General features: G+C 42.9%; 17 protein-coding genes. 9 read left to right on the top strand and 8 right to left on the bottom strand.

Annotated features, from left to right (window positions below):
- Window positions 1-10 precede the first annotated feature (10 nt).
- The 6 genes from BLR43_RS07770 to BLR43_RS07745 all read right to left on the bottom strand — a co-directional run bounded on the left by BLR43_RS07770 (window position 11) and on the right by BLR43_RS07745 (window position 4,633).
- On the bottom strand, window positions 11-634 hold the full coding sequence (locus tag BLR43_RS07770) for a F0F1 ATP synthase subunit delta (RefSeq protein WP_093070149.1): 624 nt from the start codon (window positions 632-634) through the stop codon (window positions 11-13).
- Window positions 635-647: 13 nt separating this feature from the next.
- Window positions 648-1,118: a F0F1 ATP synthase subunit B gene (locus tag BLR43_RS07765; protein WP_071002799.1), complete on the bottom strand. Its 471-nt coding sequence runs from the start codon at window positions 1,116-1,118 to the stop codon at window positions 648-650.
- Window positions 1,119-1,235: 117 nt separating this feature from the next.
- A complete protein-coding gene (gene atpE, locus BLR43_RS07760; protein ID WP_010197960.1) occupies window positions 1,236-1,484 on the bottom strand; it encodes a F0F1 ATP synthase subunit C in 249 nt (82 codons plus the stop codon).
- Between the two features lie 33 nt (window positions 1,485-1,517).
- Complete coding sequence (gene atpB, locus BLR43_RS07755) at window positions 1,518-2,384, bottom strand: F0F1 ATP synthase subunit A (RefSeq protein ID WP_058023502.1); 867 nt, start codon at window positions 2,382-2,384, stop codon at window positions 1,518-1,520.
- Between the two features lie 682 nt (window positions 2,385-3,066).
- Entirely contained in the window at window positions 3,067-3,465 is a 399-nt protein-coding gene (locus BLR43_RS07750; protein ID WP_071002798.1) for an ATP synthase subunit I, read from the bottom strand.
- Between the two features lie 286 nt (window positions 3,466-3,751).
- Entirely contained in the window at window positions 3,752-4,633 is an 882-nt protein-coding gene (locus BLR43_RS07745) for a metal ABC transporter solute-binding protein, Zn/Mn family (RefSeq protein ID WP_071002797.1), read from the bottom strand.
- A gap of 199 nt (window positions 4,634-4,832) precedes the next feature.
- Here BLR43_RS07745 and BLR43_RS07740 point away from each other — a divergent pair, with 199 nt between their 5' ends.
- From BLR43_RS07740 to gluQRS, 6 genes are all read left to right on the top strand, one after another.
- Complete coding sequence (locus BLR43_RS07740) at window positions 4,833-5,411, top strand: Fur family transcriptional regulator (RefSeq protein ID WP_058023499.1); 579 nt, start codon at window positions 4,833-4,835, stop codon at window positions 5,409-5,411.
- Between the two features lie 91 nt (window positions 5,412-5,502).
- Window positions 5,503-6,300 (top strand): metal ABC transporter ATP-binding protein, encoded by a 798-nt coding sequence (locus BLR43_RS07735; protein ID WP_083328917.1) that lies wholly within the window; start codon window positions 5,503-5,505, stop codon window positions 6,298-6,300.
- Between the two features lie 125 nt (window positions 6,301-6,425).
- On the top strand, window positions 6,426-7,241 hold the full coding sequence (locus BLR43_RS07730; RefSeq protein ID WP_071002796.1) for a metal ABC transporter permease: 816 nt from the start codon (window positions 6,426-6,428) through the stop codon (window positions 7,239-7,241).
- 527 nt (window positions 7,242-7,768) lie between these two features.
- On the top strand, window positions 7,769-8,611 hold the full coding sequence (locus BLR43_RS07725; protein WP_071002795.1) for a metallophosphoesterase: 843 nt from the start codon (window positions 7,769-7,771) through the stop codon (window positions 8,609-8,611).
- 472 nt (window positions 8,612-9,083) lie between these two features.
- Window positions 9,084-9,521 carry an RNA polymerase-binding protein DksA gene (gene dksA / locus BLR43_RS07720; RefSeq protein WP_071002794.1) on the top strand — a complete coding sequence of 146 codons (438 nt, stop codon included), beginning with the start codon at window positions 9,084-9,086 and terminating at the stop codon, window positions 9,519-9,521.
- A gap of 240 nt (window positions 9,522-9,761) precedes the next feature.
- Entirely contained in the window at window positions 9,762-10,742 is a 981-nt protein-coding gene (gene gluQRS / locus BLR43_RS07715) for a tRNA glutamyl-Q(34) synthetase GluQRS (RefSeq protein WP_379542900.1), read from the top strand.
- Between the two features lie 107 nt (window positions 10,743-10,849).
- Here gluQRS and BLR43_RS07710 read toward each other — a convergent pair whose 3' ends face one another.
- Both BLR43_RS07710 and murD read right to left on the bottom strand, forming a co-directional pair.
- Window positions 10,850-12,046 carry a peptidoglycan glycosyltransferase FtsW gene (locus BLR43_RS07710; protein ID WP_201587447.1) on the bottom strand — a complete coding sequence of 399 codons (1,197 nt, stop codon included), beginning with the start codon at window positions 12,044-12,046 and terminating at the stop codon, window positions 10,850-10,852.
- A gap of 288 nt (window positions 12,047-12,334) precedes the next feature.
- Window positions 12,335-13,771, bottom strand: coding sequence for a UDP-N-acetylmuramoyl-L-alanine--D-glutamate ligase (gene murD / locus BLR43_RS07705; RefSeq protein ID WP_093070146.1), 1,437 nt, complete (start codon window positions 13,769-13,771; stop codon window positions 12,335-12,337).
- Window positions 13,772-14,439: 668 nt separating this feature from the next.
- On the opposite strand from murD, the gene BLR43_RS07700 reads away from it, so the two are divergent.
- From BLR43_RS07700 to BLR43_RS07690, 3 genes are all read left to right on the top strand, one after another.
- Window positions 14,440-15,939 carry a SulP family inorganic anion transporter gene (locus BLR43_RS07700; RefSeq protein WP_093070144.1) on the top strand — a complete coding sequence of 500 codons (1,500 nt, stop codon included), beginning with the start codon at window positions 14,440-14,442 and terminating at the stop codon, window positions 15,937-15,939.
- Between the two features lie 171 nt (window positions 15,940-16,110).
- The gene (locus BLR43_RS07695) at window positions 16,111-16,965 is read left to right on the top strand and encodes a universal stress protein (RefSeq protein ID WP_093070142.1); all 855 of its coding nucleotides are present in this window, start codon (window positions 16,111-16,113) and stop codon (window positions 16,963-16,965) included.
- A gap of 462 nt (window positions 16,966-17,427) precedes the next feature.
- Window positions 17,428-17,766 (top strand): P-II family nitrogen regulator, encoded by a 339-nt coding sequence (locus BLR43_RS07690; RefSeq protein ID WP_010197981.1) that lies wholly within the window; start codon window positions 17,428-17,430, stop codon window positions 17,764-17,766.
- Window positions 17,767-17,844: the final 78 nt, after the last annotated feature.

Below are 17,844 nucleotides of genomic sequence, written 5' to 3'. Positions count from 1 at the left end.
ATAAATGGCATTAGGCAGTTAGCTGTGTTTTTAACTGTTGTAACTTGCCGCGCATCGAATCATCAATGATTTTGTCACCGACTTTGATTGTAGCGCCTGCCAATAAGCTTGGATCCACTGATTCATGAATGACTATGCTTGCATTTAGTGATGTAGCAAGACGCGTTTGCAGCATTTGACGCTGTTCATGGGTCAATGGGTAGGCAGAAGTCACATATGCGTCAAGCTGCTTTAAGCTTATTGCCTTGTGACGGCGATAATGCTCATAAACTTCAGGAAGCAGCGCCAGACGCTCTTGTTGCGCCAACTGCTTAACAAAATTATTGAGCTGGGGTGATACTTTAGGGTAGCTAATACTGTTACCGTAGCGAGAACCTTTGCTCTCGCCCAGTAGCTGTTTAAAAGCAGAGTCGCTATCACCGGCTACTTGTGAGCCATAAAGATCGACCAAAGCAGCTGACTTATGCTCAGCAGAAACAGCTGGATTGTCTAGCCAAGTACTGAACGACTTGTCATTGACAACAGTGCTAGCGACAAGTAAGAAATCTTCCCACTCGTTTACAGCGCCGTTTTCATTGGCATAGTCAAACGCGGCTTTAGCGTACGGTCGTGCTAAGGTTGATAAGTCAGCCATTATATCCTCACAATTACAGCTTCGCCGCCAGTTGGTCTAACATACTGGCATGTTTTTGCACATCGACTTTGTCTTGCAAAATCTTCTCTGCACCAAGTACAGCCAGTTCAGCAACTTGGGCACGTAATGATTCACGCGCTTGATTGATTTCTTGGTCGATAGACGCTTGCGCTTGTTGACGAATGCGCTCGCTTTCCGCTTGGGCTTGCGATTTTGCATCTTCGATGAGCTGATTGGCACTCTTGTTTGCTTGCTCGATTAGAGCGGCAGCCTTGGTCTTTGCAAGATCAAGTTCCTGCTGGACATTTTGCTCCGCGGTTGCCAAATCTGCTTTTGCTTTTTCTGCGGCATTCAAACCTTCAGAGATTTTGCGCTGACGCTCATTGATGGCACCGATAAGTGGTGGCCACACGAATTTCATGCAAAAAACCACAAATATTGCAAAAGCAATGGCTTGACCGACGAGGGTAAAATTGATATTCACGTGATCACCTCTTTGTTAATGAAAAACCAGTTTCATTGATCATGTTTGGTAGTCAAATCTTGACTATATTTAATAGAAAACCCTTGAGCACCAAACATGTACAACTGAGCTTTCGGATTAACCTGCTAGAGGGTTAGCGAACAACAATAGCATAGCAATACCAACACCGATCATCGGAATAGCATCCAAAAGACCTGCTACGATGAACATACGAGTTTGCAACTGTGAGCCAAGCTCTGGTTGACGAGCAACGCCTTCTAAGAATTTACCACCTAGAATAGCAAAACCAATACCTGTGCCAAGTGCGCCAAGACCGATAAGTAGTGCTACTGCGATAACTGTGTAACCACCTAATACTGGATCCATTGATGTATCCTCATTTACCTATTGAATGTCTAATTAATGTTCAGTTGATGATGCAAGCGACATATAAACTATCGTCAGCATCATGAATACGAACGCTTGAAGTGTAATAACTAAGATGTGGAAGATAGCCCACGGTACCGATAACGCCCATTGAATCCAAAACGGCATTAGAGCAATCAGTATGAAAATCAATTCCCCAGCATACATGTTACCAAACAGACGCAAACCGAGTGATACAGGTTTTGCTATTAAGGTAACTGCTTCTAGGATGAAGTTGATCGGGATCAAAATCGCTTGTACGATTGGGTTTTTGGCACTAAATGGATGCAGTGTTAACTCACCGATAAAGCCGCCCAACCCTTTTTCTTTAATGCTATAAAAGATAATCAGTGCAAAGACAGAGAACGACATGCCAAGCGTGATGTTAGGATCAGTCGTTGGAACAATCTTAAAGAAAACATGATGGGGATCATGACCCATAGCAGCGCCAACTTGGCCAGCTAAACCTGGAATAAAATCAACAGGGATCAAATCCATCAAGTTCATCAAGAAGATCCAAACAAAAATAGTCAACGCCAATGGCGCGATCAATTTTGATGTACCACTATAAGAATCACGAACGTTGTTATCAACAAACTCAACGATCATCTCAACCGCTGCTTGAGTTTTACTTGGTACGCCTGAAGTAACCTTTTTGGCAACCATCCAAAAGATGGTACAAAATAAAATACCCAGACCCACTGACCAGAGCATAGAATCAAGATGGATAGCGTTAAAGCCCATTTGCGCTGCTTCTTCAGCAGTATGAGCGACTTTCCAACCTTCGCCCGGCAGATAACCGTACGTCCAATTCGTTAAGTGGTGAGAGATATATTCTGATGATGTTTGCTCGGATGCCATAATGTAAGCTTCTTATTAATCAACGATTTAATCAACTACCAAAAATATGGTTGTCATCTGATGGGGTTTGTTATTTCTATTTGCCCTGCAATTAAGCAAACAAATAAATCATACTAAAAGCACCCATGTAACCAACAACATCCAACCCATAGTTCTATTACTAATGCTATATTTGATAACTTGACATAAATTTTAGCTATCAAAAAAGGGCTTATGATAACTCAGTAATAGCCCTTGCATGTATACGCAAAATTATTATATATGTGCTTGTCTACTGGCCGTTTTTTACGACCGGCGCTTAGTGCAGCGCTTATAAACAAAATATTTAGCTGTCTATATTAATGCAGCGTAGTATTCGTGTAAAGTCAATTATGATTTTATTATCCAATGTATGAATAAGTTAGCTGACAATAACGGCTACTAATATAGTTAGTCGTCCATAACTAAACTGTAAAAATTTAATCATCAATGATATTAGTAGCTAAATTGACTCTACCCTATCATTGTGTCGTTGCATACTACGCCTCATATAAAGGCTCATACTTCGATTTTTATAATCAATGGTGCTGTCATGGGACAGTTTTGTACTTTGACTTTTTGAACTAGTCATAGAGAAGTTGGACGGCAGGGTGACTTGCCATTACTATGAATAAATTATCTATGTAGTGATCATTTATTAGCGCTAGCGTATATGCCACAACATCCAACTGTGACTAATTTGCATTACCATAAAACCGATAAATAGCGCAGGTGCCGATAGGGGTTGTACGGTAATAAAAATTAGTGCGAAACCAAACACAGTCAATAGCCATTTAGCCATCTGACCTCGATATAGCTGGCTAACGATATGTTGGCGCGCGCGATATCCAGTGTACCAAAAGATAAAAAAAGCAAAAACAACTTGAGTCGTAAAACTGAGCAGCGCACCAATGGCGGCGCTTTTTGCTACAGTAAGCTCACTACGTAACCAAATCGTATCTATAATCCAAGCAATAATGATAAGGATAAACAATATCCATGCTTGCCGTTTGATATAGATGCCTATTTTATCTTTTTGCGTGCGTTTGGCAGGCTTGGTCATCGATATTCCTATAGCCTTTCAGCATTGGGATAATATAGCATACTTACATCACTTTTATCCGTAAATGACTTACTCTACAGGCATTATCTTTAAACCAAAATAAAACGCCACTTATTATAAGGAGACAGCCACTATTAAGCAAGTAAAATATGACTTTTATCAGTCACCTAACGCAACCCACTAGTATTGCTATGTTACGTAGCCGTACCAGATACTTGAAAAACAGCTGTCTCACTCTTTTTAAAACTTTAGCTTATAGAACAACCCTAACGAATAGATTCCTATTCTAGGATATACATTGGTGGATTTGCTGAGCCATTTCTGTCCATCCTTCTACAAAGTCTTCGCTATCGCTCATGTCTTCGATTTGGACAGTGGTATTGATAGGCTGCAATTTGACAAGCAATCCTTTGCTAGCGGTGCTCTGATTGACTAAGCACATTTGTTTGGTTGGACGATTATCATTAAGCCAGCGCAATTGACTTGCTTTTGGAGCAAGGTGATGGTCTGGGCTTAAGCTACCTGCCAGCTTTATTTTTGTGGCATTTTCAATATATTGATAGGCATCGTGATAGGCCCAATAAGGACGCTGTTTTTGTGTGGATTGCTGTATTTTCGCTACAGCATTGTCCATACGCTGTGCAAATTTTTTGGCGTTGGCTTGGTAGGTACTTTTATACTCTGGATTGGCATGGCTATGAATAACAGCTAAGGCACGAGTAATGGCCTTTGCATTTTCAGGATCGAGCCAGATATGTGGATCAAACGTGCCCGCAATAGGCTTTCCTTGAATATCACGAAGAGGATGCCGAGTAAAAGCATCAAAAGCAAATAAGTCAATGGCATTAGGTGCCATCTCTAAACTGCCAGTCAGGCTGTTTTCTAATGAGGGACCAAACCAAACCACAAATTTACTGTCTTGAATGGCTTTCTTATCACTTGGACTAATACTGCCATGATGCCCCACATCGCCAGCTTGTAAAATTTGGTTAGCAGAAGGTGTGCCTTCCGTTACGGCTTGACTGAGTAAAAACATGGGATGATTGCTGACACTGACCGTTGCTGCGTGCGCGCTTAATGTAAAAGAGCCTAAGACTACCAATCCTGTAATCAGTAAGCGCTGTAACGTAATGATTGAGCGTCGTAAATAAGTAAAAGCAGAGTTCATGGTAAGCTCTTTAATCAATGAGTAACAAAGTTATGAGTCACAGTGTCGTGCCGCATCATTGGATAAAAAATGATCAATATATATAAGCGATGTGAGACAACTGATTCGATTTCACGTTTATTATGTTATACTATAACAATAGAAAACGCTATCATAAAAAACGTCATGCGATTACCATGCTATTTTGGGAGCCTGTACTATGTCTACTACCTCATCGAATTGCGAACATTTACATGATGTGCAAGATTTGACTCCGCATGACGTTATTGAACGCTTAGCAGCAGCAAAAGAGCACTGTCGTCTAAGTGGGGCACGTTTTACCCCTTTGCGCCAGCAAATATATCAGCTGGTTTTAGAGTCTGATCAACCTGTTGGTGCTTATGACTTAATCACGCAATTGCAGCAAATGCGCCTCTTTGAGATGGATGATAGTGATACGCTAAAAGCATCTGGCTTATCAAAGCAATCTGTAGAAAAACCATCAACCAAAAAGCGAGCGCCAAAAAATGTTGCGCCGCCGACGGTTTACCGCAGCTTAGAGTTTTTACTAAGTGAAGGGTTGATTCATCAATTAACGTCTATCAATGCTTATGTTCCTTGCTGCCATCCCAGAGCACAGCACACAGCTGCCTTTTTAATCTGCGATCAGTGCCAGCGAGTTCAAGAATGTAGCAGCTTACCAGTACAAGAAATGATGAGTTTCGCTGAACAAGATGTCGGTTTTACGGTTGAGCGTAGTGTTATTGAGCTGAGTGGTCGTTGCCAAGTTTGCCAGTAAGATTTATTGAGGCTCTTTGGTTGCCTGAAAAGTACGTCGCTGTCCTTGATTGTTTATTTGTATTATCCATTTACCTATTCGTTGTTATCCTATGAGCCTGTCTACCTCACCCTCTAACCAGTCGACTACTGCTATTGTGAATAGTAGTACCACGAATGAAGCTGGCAAACTGCTGAGCTTGAACGACGTCAGCTACCATATCGGCCACCAACGTTTGCTCTCACATATTGATATCGATATTGCAATCAATGAGACCGTCAGTATTATCGGACCTAATGGTGCGGGTAAGTCAACGTTGGTCAAGCTTATTTTGGGTCTGATCGAATCCACAAAAGGCAGTATCACAGCTCATCAACAGCTACAGTTTGGCTATGTACCGCAGCGATTCGCTGTGCCACCCATATTGCCGCTGCGCGTCTGCGATTTGTTGGGACAAGCAGATAAGAGACGCCTTACCGCTGAGCAGCGACAGTTTATCTTTGATAATTTATCACTAACGCATTTATTGTCACGACAAATGCTGCAATTATCAGGTGGTGAGACGCAGCGAGTGCTACTGGCAAGGGCGCTATTAGATAAGCCCAATTTACTTATTCTAGATGAACCGATGCAGGGTCTCGATCCTGATACCGAGGTTTGGTTATATCAATTTATCGATGAGTTGCCGGAGTTTTTGCGCTGTGCGATGCTGGTAGTATCACATGATCTGCACTGGGTAATGAAAGGCAGTCGCCGTGTCATTTGTCTCAACAAGCACATTTGCTGTGAAGGACAACCAAGCGAGCTTGCTATGAGCTCTGAGTTTCAAAAGCTATTTGGTCATCATTATGAGCAGCCATATGTGCATCAGCCACATGCTTGCGAGCATCATGCACCAAGCGAGCTATAACGATAATGACCAAAAACAATGATGAACTAAATCGAAAATAGCTAACATCAAATTCGTTAAAGCCAGCGTTACCAGACCGATAGACAGCACTAACTTTTCTTATAAAAATTTTACGGACACTTCTTATGACCGCTTGGTTAGCCATTATTGCACCTGCTTGGATCGCTGGCAGTATTTTAGCCCTACTATCAGCGCCTTTAGGATGCTTAGTCTTGTGGCGACGCATGGCATTCTTTGCCGATGCTTTAGCACATGGTACCTTGCTTGGAGTCGCACTTGCTGCTTGGTGGCAGTTGCCCATGGGTATAGGTGTGGCATTGGTTAGTGCAGCGGTGGTGCTGTGTCTGGTACTGATGGATGATGACCGTCTGCCAGCTGATGCCGTGCTTGCGGTGGTAGCCGTCACGCTGTTGTGTTTGGGGCTATTGACTTTAACGCAGCTGACCAATCAACAAGCCAATGTCTTGGGGTTTTTATTTGGCAATTTACTTGAACTGGACTGGGCGGATTTGCCACTACTCGCTGGTAGTGTACTGGCTGGGTTGGGGCTACTATTGTATATTTGGCCCGCTCAAATAAAACTTGCAACTCATGAAGCATTAGCTCGCATTCAAGGCATTAACCCGACCCGCCAGCGACTATTTTTTATGGGTGTTCTTGCAGGGTTCTGTGCGATTGCGCTACAAGCTGTTGGAAGCTTATTGATCAGTGGTTTATTGGTATTACCTGCACTAACGGCACGCTTATGGTCTTCATCACCAAAACAAATGGTGATCACAGCGTTTATCATTGCGCAGCTCGGCGTGACGCTTGGCGTGTGGGGAAGTATCTGGCTAGATATCCAGACTGGACTCTCTATCGTATTGATATTAGCGATATTGTTTTTTATCGCGCTAATGATTTCGAAGCTAGCCAAAATAAAATTTCGGTCAGCGCGCTAGCGTGCTGATATATAGGCTATAGCAGCATTATACATCTGCTTTAGTCAACTTTATTTCATTGATATCACTAGAGCTTTCATTGGCTTTATGTTATAAACTTGCTTTGCCATTATTTGTACCGATTCACTATATGACTCGTCATTAATTAGTGTTAATAATAGATTAGGGCGTGTTGAACATTCACAAATAGGCACTGCTGATCGCTAAAATTGTTCCAGACAAGGCACAAAGCGACGATAATGCAGATGCCTTAGCGAGATTTGTAACGCAGTATGGGGCAATTTTAGCATTAGTCCCAACGATAAAAGCAGGGGACAGGACTCTTTTTTGCCGCTTCATCGTTAAAAATAAGCGCTTAGAATGACTAAACTTATTATTTTTAACATCGAATCGCCTAAAAAATAGTCGCTGTCAGTGCCATGGTCGAATGTTCAACACGCCCTAATATAATTTTGAAAATAGTAGATCATTTATCCATATTCGTTCTCACAATGACCATTGTTTTGATTCGATAAGGGACCGACCCAATGCCGAACTATCCCGTCAATAAAATCAGCACGTCCGATGAACAGATAAATATTTTACAAATCACTGATTTGCATCTATCTACGCCTGTCGCTGCTGATACTGACAGTAGTCATGTCAATGAAGTGGGTGATTGTCAGCGTAATTTTGAAGCTGTACTGCAGCAAGCACTGAGTGAAGATATTCGCTGTGATTTGATTATCGTGACTGGCGATCTGGTCAGTAAAGTAAAGCCCGCCACCTATGACCATATTTTTGCCGTACTACAGGCAACTCAAATTCCTTTTGTATGTATCGCTGGCAATCACGATGTGACTGATGAGAATGGTGAAGACTTGCCGTTTTTTCAGCGGACACTCATTGCCCAGCCTGCTGACTCACGCTTACTCAGTCGGCACATCATTGAGAGTGATCACTGGCAGCTACTGTTATTAGACTCGTCTATCACAGGGAAAGTGGCAGGTGAGATAACCACTACAGATATTGATTGGTTATGCAAACGGCTTGAGGCATGTGATAAGCCTGCGCTTATCGCCCTACACCATCACCTCATCCCAGTAGATTCTGACTGGATTGACACCCATATGGCGCAAAACGCTGAAACTTTTTGGGAGTATATGGCGCCTTTTGAGCATTTACAGGTAATCATTAGCGGTCATACTCACCAAGAGCAGATTCGTCATCGTCAAGGTGTGACTGTTTATAGCACACCATCTACCTGCTATCAATTTAAACCTTATTCGCATGATTTTGCTTACGATGAAGCTTGCTTGCCTGGTTACCGCTGGTTGCAATTAGCCAACAATGGAAAGGTTGCAAGCTGGATTGAAAGACTGGATACTTAATGCCCATATTTATTGGTGCATAAAATAGCTATAGCGCTTACACGTCAAGGATTTAGCACCTATTAACTGAAGTGGCACTAGAGAGTAGATTAAGCAAAAATGAGATCAGGATAAAAAATAACTTCATTATTATTAAAAACAATGATACAACTTGTAAAATGAAGCGAAATGACCTGATATCTCACATTAGTCAGCAATATAGTAGCTAAAATCGTTTTTCACAGTCAGTCATTTACCACATGATTGCAGCCATGCTATTGAACGAAAATTTTGCATCGCAGTATACCTAAGCAATGGTGTGTCGATACCGATAGACCAGCATAACGATATTATTTGATCAGCTGTGTTACTTGTGTTACCAAGTGGTAAAACGTTTGATAAAAGGACAAATTATAGCGTTTGTAAAACTGATAACGTCTTGTCTTTTGATACGTCGTTTTATTGAATTAATTTGAAAAAGTAGGATACCTATATGAGCACCGTGACCACAAATCCAAGTGAAGTCAAGTTTACTCCTTATGTGCCAGCCCCAGACGAAGAGTATATGTCTGATGCACAGTTAGAGCATTTTAAGGCGATTTTGTTGGAATGGAAAAACCAACTGATTGGCGAAGCGGATCGTACCAAAAGCTACATCCAAGACGAATCAAGCGCCATGCCTGATATCAATGATCGTGCCACTCAAGAAGAAGAGTTTGCCCTTGCTTTACGCACACGTGACCGTGAACGCAAACTTATCCGCAAAATCGACAAATCCATATTGGAAATCGAAAATGATGACTATGGATTTTGTGAAACTTGTGGCGTAGAAATCGGTTTGCGCCGTCTAGAAGCACGTCCAACCGCAACCCAATGTATCGACTGCAAGACCTTGTCTGAGATTAAAGAACGCCAAAACCAAGGCGCTTAAATCAGATAGAACTAAGATGACTGTAAAACAAAGCGACCCTATGAGTGGTCGCTTTTTGCATTTTAGACGACCGTTTAGATGACTGCCTCTTCACGCAAACGCTCCCCCTACTCTGTGTTGAGTAGAGGGAGCGTTGGTGAAATGTTGCCTTTGCTCACGAAACAATCTCATTTAATAAATATCTTTTGGACCTGATTTTTATTATTCTATCTGTATTATTTTTATCGATAGCCATTTATTGTGAAAACTATTCCTACTGATACGCCATCTCACACCAAATCATCCCAGCCTATTGGCCGCTTTGCCCCTTCACCAACGGGTGAGTTGCACCTTGGTTCTTTGACCACGGCACTTGCAAGCTTTTGCCATATCAAATCGCTCGGTGGACAGTGGCTGCTGCGTATCGAAGATACCGACACCGAGCGCTGTGATAGACAGTTTACTGAACAGATTTTGATGGACTTAGAGGTGCTTGGGTTGCACTGGGACGGTGATGTCATTTATCAGTCTGAACGTATTGATATTTATAACGAATACTTGTCTTCATCGTTACGCCCATTGACCTACGGCTGCCAGTGCTCACGCAAATACCTAGAGCAATATTGGGCGCAAGAGGAAATTAATAGACATCACAATAATGCTAACTTAACACAACCATGCAATCAAACGCAGCCAAACAGACAGCGTTACCCACGACGCTGTGTTGCATCTGGCCTTGATAGGCAACAGCATAAATTACGTATACAGCTGCCAGACTATAAAATTGGCTTTCACGATGGTATCCAAGGACTGCAATGGGACAATCCGCAGCAGACACTAGGAGATATGGTGGCTCGTCGTCAAGACGGTATGATCAATTATATACTGGCAGCCAGCATTGATGACGGCCTACAACAGGTAACTCATATCATGCGTGGTTTGGACATTTTACCCATGACCACAGCACAGATCAGTATCATGCAGGCGGCACAACTGCCAACCATCGACCATTGGTATCATTTACCATTAATCAATAATGCTGACGGTCAAAAGCTCTCTAAGCAAAATCTTGCGCAGCCAATTGATACCTCAGACCCAAGCCGTCTCATTACTCATGGATTAGAGCTACTCCAGCAACCAAAGGTCGATATCGACACACCAGCCAATATGCTCAAGCAAGCAATTGCTCAATGGGACAATACGCCGCTACGAGGGAAGCAGCAGTTGAATTCGCCTTATTGAAGATAACTAAAAAGCAACTCACAAAAAAAATAGATAGCAAAAAGCGCCACTGTTTGCGGCGCTTTTTTAGTGCTTGATCATAGAATGTATAGACTAATTTAAACTTTTTAGTAGTAGCGGCATTGGCTCTTTTCAATCTCAGGACTTTCTTTATATATTTTTAATAATAAAGCCACCATCATCAAGCTAATCAACATTGAAGAACCGCCATAACTAAAGAATGGCATGGTGAGACCTTTGGTAGGAATGGCACCCATGTTCATCGCCGCATTAATAATCGTCTGCGCAATAAACACCACACCGATACCGAACGCGGTATAGCTCATGCGCATTTGGCGACGTTTTAGCGCGTTGTAACTGATACGCATCGCACTACCGATAATCAATGCTTCAAGTATCAATACCATACTGACACCAACAAAACCCAATTCTTCACCCGTAATCGCCAATAAAAAGTCAGTATGCGCCTCAGGCAAATGCGACAGTTTTTGCACGCTTTCGCCATAACCAACCCCGGTAAACTGTCCACGGCCAAAAGCAATCAGACTACGTGCCAGCTGATAATCGGTATCCTGCACATCATCAAACGGATCCATGAACGACATCACACGTACCAATCGATACTCTGCCGTGGTCACCATCAACACTGCGCCACCAACGGCTGCCGCACCCAATGCTAAGAAATGCTTATAAGGTGCTCCAGCGATATAAAAAATCGCAAATAGCGTCCCCAAAATAACGACAAAAGAACCAAAATCTGGCTGCGACAATAGCAGTATCGTTATCAGTACCACCACTAGCATAATGCGTAAAAAGCCGTCTAGGCCATTACGAACCTCAAAAGAGCGGCGCACCACAAAATCAGAGACAAACACAATCATGACAAGCTTAGCCAACTCGGCTACCTGAAAGTTAAAGTCTCCCAGCGTGAGCCAGCGCTTAGAGCCGTTAATGGGTGTACTAAACAGCGTTGCCACCAGCAAAATACCAGTAATACCCAACAAAAGAAACTGCGTTTCAGTCTTATATAGCGTCCGTAACGACACACCATAATAAGGGATAATGGCGACGATTAACCCAATCGTCATGTAAAGTAGCTGATTATTGAAAAAATACAGCTCCGTCATACCGCGACTGAGCGCAAAAGGAATAGAAGCAGAAGCCACCATCAGCAGACTAAGTACCATCATGCAACCTACGCTCGATAGTAAAATTGCGCGCGCTGATGGCATAGAAAGCACACCATCTGAGCCAGAGGCTTGCTTGGTTTTGGGCGAAGAACGAAAAAAAGAAGAGAGCGCCATAATTTTATATACACTAACAAACGAAAAAACACGACGTCTATGAAACGCCACCGTTTAAAAAATCATAAAGTAAATCTTACTAGATAGACGATGATAAAAACCCTCAATCATCAAAAAATGCTTGAGCAATCATTTATCTAGCAACCAGAGTCATTACGATCGACAGTAGCAGCAATTTATAAGCAAAACAATCATTTATACGAGAAATGCTGCTTTGGTTAATAAGTAACTCACATGCTACTACACTATCTAAGCTAATCTGTTCGAGCCCATAGCCATTTAAAACTTTTAACTGATAATCGTGCTATCTGATTGTGCCGTGTCTAACTGAGCAACCAATCGACTGAAATGCTCACCGCGAGCCGCATAACCACTGTATTGATCAAAACTGGCACAGGCAGGTGACAACAATACCGCTTGCACTTGCGATAGGCTGCTGGCAGTGACTTGCTGAATAGTGACAAAGGCGTTTTCTAATGTTTGGCATTGATGCAATGCCACATCGTCGCTTAATTTCGTTGCGCGTAAATGCTGCTCAATCTGCTTGCCATCCTCACCAATAAACAGCACTTGGCTGACATACTGATTGATAAAGGGCGTCAACTCGCCAAACTGCTGACCTTTACCTTGCCCGCCCAAAATCAATAATAGCTTACCATCTTTTGGTGCATAGACCGCGCCTAGCCCTTCGATAGCAGCCATGGTCGAGCCAATATTGGTGCCTTTAGAATCATCAAAATAGTCGATATTAGCAAAGCTCCCTATATACTGGCAGCGATGCTCAAGACCTGTGAATTGCTGTAACGTTTCGAGCATACTCTCAAGGGGCAAACCTGCAAGCTCACCGAGCGCTAAAGCTGCTTGCGCGTTTAGCAGATTATGACGTCCTTTCATCAACAGTTTGTCTGCGGACAGTAACCTTTCTGTACCACGCGCAATAAATGTTTGACCTTCCCCATCTGTTATCAGGCCGTACTGTCCTTTGTCAGGCGCATGGATGCCAGTACTGATCCTTGGCAGATTGTCTGCAACCAATGGACGGGTGAGTGCATCCTCACGGTTGATGACGACGGACTTAGCGCCTTGGAAAATACGATGTTTGGCCTGATGGTAGCCCAGCATATCACCATGGCGATCGAGATGATCTGGTGACATATTGAGGACAGTGGCAACCTTTGCCCCCAAATTTGTGACGGTTTCTAGTTGAAAGCTAGATAGTTCTAGCACCGCCAGCTCCATGTTCGTATTATCCAGCAAAGTGAGTGCTGGTATCCCTATGTTGCCGCCTACACCCACATTGATACCAGCGTCTGCTGCCATTTGCCCAACTAAGGTGGTCACGGTGCTTTTGGCATTGGAGCCTGTGATCGCCACGATCGGCACCGTACAAGCCTCACAAAAAAGCTGAATGTCGCTGACGACGGGAATATTTGCGTGACGAGCTGCTGCAATGGCAGGTGTGTCAAGCGAGATACCAGGACTGATAATAATGCGGGCAGCTTGCTGCAATAATTCTGCGTCAATGGTACCAAACTGACGAACCTCAATCTCATCTGGCAATTGTGCTGCCAGTGTAGGCGCGACCTGTGCATCTGTTACCGCCACTTGATAGCCTTGTTTGGCAAGATAATGCGCGACCGATAACCCAGACTGTCCCAAACCAACCACGACCTGTAGACCATTACCCTTGTGGATCAAGGTTTCTGTTGCGTTATGAGCGGTCATATCTATTCCTTCTATTGAACGAGCGAGATGTCATCAAGCACACTGATGCGGATAGCGACTCCAAATGACACCGTCGAGATGACAAGCATCATAACGGTATCGTTCAGATTTCGGTACTGATTTTTTATGTGTTTGTGCTATTATTCGCCTATTTTTATATTCAGTGGCTAATGCTATAATAGCTAACTTAATTGATGCGTGACACTGCTATATGATAAAGCAGTTCACCCAAGCATTTTAGTTTATCATGTTGTCACATTAATCGCGCTATTGTCACGTCTCTTTAGCAATGATTCATGTGTTACAACGAGATGTCAGACCCGCATTCTTTTCTGGCAGATTATTGATTACCCTCTACTGCAGCAAGTGATTGCTGATTCTATGTCTTACGATAGGTCTTTTTTATAGCCTATTTTAAGCAATCTGGTTCAAACCATATTTTAGGTAGTTTTATTGCTCTTATCATCTTTTTGAATATTGATGAGCGTATTTGTGATACCAAAAAAATCAGTAGACATACTTATGATTGACCTTTCACATTCCAACACGGCAACATGACCTGTGCATGTTGACGTAAAAGAAAAATGAATAGCTATTTTTAGTGACACGATCATTTTATAAATGAGTAATGATTACTTTTTTTGCCTCTAACCCTATGTAGTTTACTTATGATATCTTTTGTTGATAACTTGCGTGACGAGTGGTTCTCCAACGTTCGCGGTGACGTTTTATCGGGCTTGGTTGTCGCCTTGGCGCTTATTCCAGAAGCCATTGCTTTCTCTATTATCGCAGGTGTGGATCCAAAAGTCGGCCTATATGCCTCATTCTGTATCGCTGTGGTGATCAGTTTTGTCGGTGGTCGTCCAGGTATGATTTCGGCAGCAACGGGTGCTATGGCCTTAGTCATGGTTGATTTGGTTGCCGATCATGGTTTGCGGTATTTACTGGCTGCGACCTTATTGTGCGGCGTCATTCAGGTCGTCATGGGCATCCTAAAGCTTGGTAATTTGATGCGCTTTGTCTCGCGCTCAGTCGTCATTGGCTTTGTCAACGCACTGGCAATATTGATATTCGCCGCCCAGTTACCAGAATTAAATCCCATGACTGAGCGTGTCGGTATGACGGTATATATCATGACAGCTGTGGGTTTGGCAATTATTTATCTGTTTCCACTTATCCCTAAAATAGGCCGTGTGATTCCCTCTCCATTGATTTGTATCGTTGGTTTGACAGCGGTCGCCATGTATATGAATCTTGATATTCGTAACGTCGGTAACATGGGTGATTTGCCAGATTCGTTGCCTGTGTTTTTATTGCCTGATATTCCATTGAACCTAAATACATTGTTGATTATTGCTCCTTATTCTATTGCGCTTGCCATTGTGGGTTTATTAGAGTCTATGATGACTGCGACGATTGTCGATGAGCTGACCGATACGCCAAGTGATAAGAACAAAGAATGCCGTGGTCAAGGCATAGCTAACGTGGTGTCAGGTTTCTTCGGTGGTATGGCAGGCTGTGCGATGATTGGTCAGTCAATGATTAATGTAAAATCCGGTGGACGCACGCGCCTTTCTACCTTGATCGCAGGTGTAGTACTGCTTATCATGGTGGTGTTTTTGAGTGAATGGGTCAGCCAAATCCCAATGGCAGCCCTCGTTGCTGTCATGATTATGGTATCGATTGGCACGTTTAACTGGCAATCTATTCGCGAATTCAAAACCCATCCGATGTCATTCAATATAGTGATGCTAGCGACGGTATTGACCACTGTCTTTACGCACAACTTAGCTTATGGCGTTGGTGTTGGCGTGTTGCTATCTGCCTTAGCATTTGCCAATAAGATTGGTCAGTTCTTAACCATATTCAGTGAGTACGATGATAGTAGCAATACCCGTTATTATTATGTTCAAGGACAGGTATTCTTTGCCTCTACGACACAGTTTTTGAATAGCTTTGATACCAAAGAAGCGGTAGACAGCATTCAAATTGACGTCAGCAATGCACATTTTTGGGACATCAGTGCTGTTGATACCTTGGACAAGCTGGTCATGCGCTTGCAACGTGAAGGTATTAATGTCAAAGTGGTAGGACTCAACAATGCGAGTCGAACACTGATTGACCGCTTCTCTATTCACGATCGCCGAGATATTGGCTTATTAGATTAAGCAAATCTACGTCTAACTTGTCATTGATGTATGGCAAGGTTGTATGGCAAGGTTTTGTGAATCGATGGATAAATAGACAGCTGCGTTGGTCAAAAGAGTTGGGTATGTACGTGATGCCTTAGCCCTACGCTGAGTGGCTGATTTTGATGATTAGAATGATGTGGCCGTTTTATGAGTAACTTAAAACCAGATAGTGTCATTGCTTGCTTGGACTGTCCTGATCATGTTCAAGCTGTATTAGAGGCCAGCATGTGGGCTTCTATTCGCTTGCGCGCGCCTGTAGGACTGCTACATTCAGTCCCAAGCTTACAGCAAAAAGCTGCAATCAATTATTCTGGTTGTCTCAATATCGATGATGAAAATGCCTTGCTTGAGCAGTTCACAACCAAAGAGCATTTGGGCAACTGTGAACTAAAAGCACAGGGCAGACTATTACTGTCTCAAGCTACCACGTATTGCGAGCAAAAGCCTCATAAGCTTAAAACTTATACCTTGCATCGTCATGAAAACCTGAACCAGAGTATCGATTACGTCGATGACAAAGCACAATTGATCGTTATCGGTCATCATGTCACGTGCAAATCGACATTAGGACAACTGATTAGAGTCAGCCACTGCCCCATTTTGGTGACACATGCACCATTTTTGCCCCCTACTACCGCTTTGTTTGCTTTTGACAACAGTCCAACATGCCATAAGTTACTTAATTGGTTGTGTAAGACCCCGCTCGTGCGTGCCTTGACCATTCATATTGTCATGATCGGTAAAGAAACCTCTGATAACTGTGACGCCCTACGTGAAGCATACGCGAAGCTCAAGCAAGCAGGTATCAAATCTAAAAAAATATTATTAGACTGCCGTGATGTTGCGGCGGCTTTAAATTACTACCAAAACCAAAACGATATCGGCCTACTCATAACAGGCGCGTTTGGCCAATCGCGTTTACGTGAGTTGCTACAAGGCAGCGATACTAAGAAGTTATTAGGCAGCACCAAAACACCATACCTCCTTTTTCCTAAGGCTTAAGCATCGTTTTATCTACACACATAGCCTATCTATATAAGCGCAGAGCACCAATGACTCTTTTGGTCTCTGCCGCTTACCGCGACCTCTCCTCTATTTAGCTTTAATCAGCTGTCATCAAACGTTCATTTTATTACTAAACTCAAGTTAGCAAATCGTCACATGAAATAGAGGGATAGCCTCCCCAAGCACCTACAAAGTTGGTTATAATAAAGTTTTCATTAACCAAACGCTAAAGGTTGATTCGCTTTTACTATGTTTATAATGATGGCTCTCATCATTACATCGTCACCCATATACTCTGTTGCAACCGCGGTTATTTTTGAATAAATAAACCCAATTCTACCTCCCCCTTGAGTAGGTTGGCACAGTTCTTGAATAACTTATCGTAAGCAAAGCAGAGATACGACGATGCACCATAATGCCTCTATCAATCTGCGGCATCACACAAATAAGGAATTTTTTATGAAGCTAATCACTGCGATCTTAAAACCGTTTAAGCTCGACGATGTGCGTGAAGCGCTTTCTGACATCGGTGTTAAAGGTGTTACCGTCACTGAAGTCAAAGGTTTCGGTCGTCAAAAAGGTCACACAGAGCTCTATCGCGGCGCAGAATACGTGGTGGACTTTTTACCTAAGGTAAAAGTCGAAGTCGCTGTGATCGACGAGATGGTCGAACCTGCTATTGAAGCAATCACTCGTATCGCTAGCACTGGCAAGATTGGTGACGGCAAAATCTTCGTCACTGCGCTTGAGCAAGTCATTCGTATCCGTACGGGCGAAACCGGACCTGATGCTATCTAGATTTGAGGCCATATCTATAAACATCGATTTATAGAGAAAGGCTCTTACTGCATTTTTATCTATCGGTCATACCGATAT

Origin of the sequence: Psychrobacter pacificensis (assembly GCF_900101915.1) — a bacterium.
In the GTDB taxonomy this organism is placed as follows: domain Bacteria; phylum Pseudomonadota; class Gammaproteobacteria; order Pseudomonadales; family Moraxellaceae; genus Psychrobacter; species Psychrobacter pacificensis.
Note: the sequence above shows the minus strand (reverse complement) of the source record. Positions and strands in the feature narration are given on the sequence as shown.